Annotated in this window: 3 protein-coding genes; 2 read left to right on the top strand and 1 reads right to left on the bottom strand. The window is 75.0% G+C overall.

Going from position 1 to position 1,900, the window contains the following annotated elements:
- Both HGA02_RS17990 and HGA02_RS17995 read left to right on the top strand, forming a co-directional pair.
- Window positions 1-390 (top strand): zinc-binding dehydrogenase (locus HGA02_RS17990; protein ID WP_168680634.1); only part of this gene is annotated, 390 nt, incomplete at its 5' end.
- Between the two features lie 15 nt (window positions 391-405).
- Complete coding sequence (locus tag HGA02_RS17995; RefSeq protein ID WP_168680636.1) at window positions 406-1,371, top strand: alpha/beta fold hydrolase; 966 nt, start codon at window positions 406-408, stop codon at window positions 1,369-1,371.
- An 11-nt stretch (window positions 1,372-1,382) separates the two neighbouring features.
- On the opposite strand, the gene HGA02_RS18000 is transcribed toward HGA02_RS17995, so the two are convergent.
- Window positions 1,383-1,900: restriction system modified-DNA reader domain-containing protein (locus HGA02_RS18000; RefSeq protein WP_484482056.1), on the bottom strand; the 518-nt coding region annotated here is incomplete at its 5' end.

A 1,900-nucleotide genomic window follows, 5' to 3' on the forward strand; every position in this document is an offset into this window, starting at 1 on the left:
CGTCGCGAGCGGGCGCTCGCGCTGGGGGCGACGGCGGCGGTCGAGACCGGTGCGCGCGTGCCGCGCGTCGACCTGGTGCTGGAGTCGGTCGGGCGGGCGACGTGGTCGCACTCGGTGCGGTCGGTGCGCCCGGGCGGCACGATCGTCGTCGCCGGTGCCACGAGCGGCGACGCGGAGCAGGCCGAGCTGCAGCGGATCTTCTTCCAGGAGATCTCCGTGCTCGGCACGACCATGGGCAGCCGCGACGACCTGCAGCACCTGCTCGCGTTCCTCGCCCGCACCGGTGTGCGACCTCTCGTCGACTCGACGTTCCCGCTGGTCCGGGCCGCGGACGCGCTCGGCCGTCTTGCGGCCGGGGACCAGTTCGGCAAGATCGTTCTCGAGCCCTGACGACGGGAGGCGCACGTGAGCGAGTGGGCGCCCGACGTCCTCGGTGACGACTACCACGTCCGCACGCTCGACCTGCGACCCGACGACGAGGGTGCCGTCGTCGCGAGCCTCGTGCGGTACGCGCCGCCGACCGACGAGCCCGTCCGCCCGTCGCGCGCCGTCCTCTACGTGCACGGCTGGTCGGACTACTTCTTCCAGACGGGGCTCGCGGAGCACTGGCACTCGCGCGGCGCGGCCTTCTACGCGCTGGACCTGCGCAAGTACGGCCGGTCGCTGCGACCGTGGCAGACGCCCGGCTACGTCGACGACCTCGCGACGTACGACGAGGAGATCGAGGCCGCGCTCGACGTGGTGCGGCACGACGTCGGCACGTACGGGCGCGTCATGGTCATGGGGCACTCGACGGGCGGGCTGGTCGCGGCGCTGTGGGCCGACCGGCACCCCGGCGAGCTCGACGGCCTGGTCCTCAACTCGCCGTGGCTCGAGCTGCAGGGGTCGTCGGTCGTGCGGCACGTGAGCGGCCCGGCCATCGCGCAGCTCGCCCGCTTCCAGCCGAAGGCGCCGTTGCCGAACATCGACCCCGGCTACTACGCGCGGACGCTGTCGGCGAGCAGCGGCGGCGAGTGGACGTACGACCTGCACTGGCGGCCCGTGCCGTCGTTCCCCGTCCGCGCCGGCTGGCTGCGCGCGATCATCGCCGGCCACGCGACGGTCGCCCGCGGGCTGCACGTGACCGCGCCGATCCTCACGCTCGCGTCGTCACGCACGGTCATCAGCCCGCGCTGGAGCGAGGACATGCGCTCGGCGGACGTCGTGCTGGACGTCGAGCTCGTCGCGCGCCGCGCCGTGCAGCTGGGACCGCTCGTCACGGTCGTGCGCATCGCCGGCGGCGTGCACGACCTCACCCTGTCGCCGCAGCCCGTCCGCGCCCGGTTCTACGCCGAGCTCGACCGCTGGACGGCCGCCTACGGCTGGGGCTGACCGAGTCGCCGTCAGTACGGGCGCTCGACGCCCGCGGCCTCCGCGAGGGTCGGGCCGCCGTCGCCGAGCCGCCACGCGCGCCACCCGTCGACCGCGTAGTCGACGCCGATGACCGCGGCCGCCGCCTCGTCGGGATCGGCGAACACCTCGCCGTCCTCGAGCTCGACGAACCCGTCGGGCCGCAGCATGGCCTCGAACCGCTGCCCGCGGCGCTCACGCACCCACACGAGGGTCGTGATGACCCGGCGACGCTTCGCGAGGATCGCGAGCTCGGGCAGCGGCTCCTCGAACGCTGGCGCCGGGGACGGCTCGTCGAGGTCCGCGGGGTCGAGCACCGCGGTGGGGGCCGTGACGGCGTCCTTCTCGCGTGCGACGTCGAGCCGGTACGCGACGGGCGACGGCTCGGGCGTGACGGGCGCGGTCGGGGGCACGGCCGTCATGGGCGGCACGAGGTTCGCCGGGCTCAGCGGGTTCGACGCGGGGGCGAGCGCCGTCGGCAGGCTCGTCGCGGCGCTGTCGGCCGCCGTCG

This window comes from Cellulomonas septica, assembly GCF_012396155.1.
Lineage (GTDB): Bacteria > Actinomycetota > Actinomycetes > Actinomycetales > Cellulomonadaceae > Cellulomonas > Cellulomonas septica.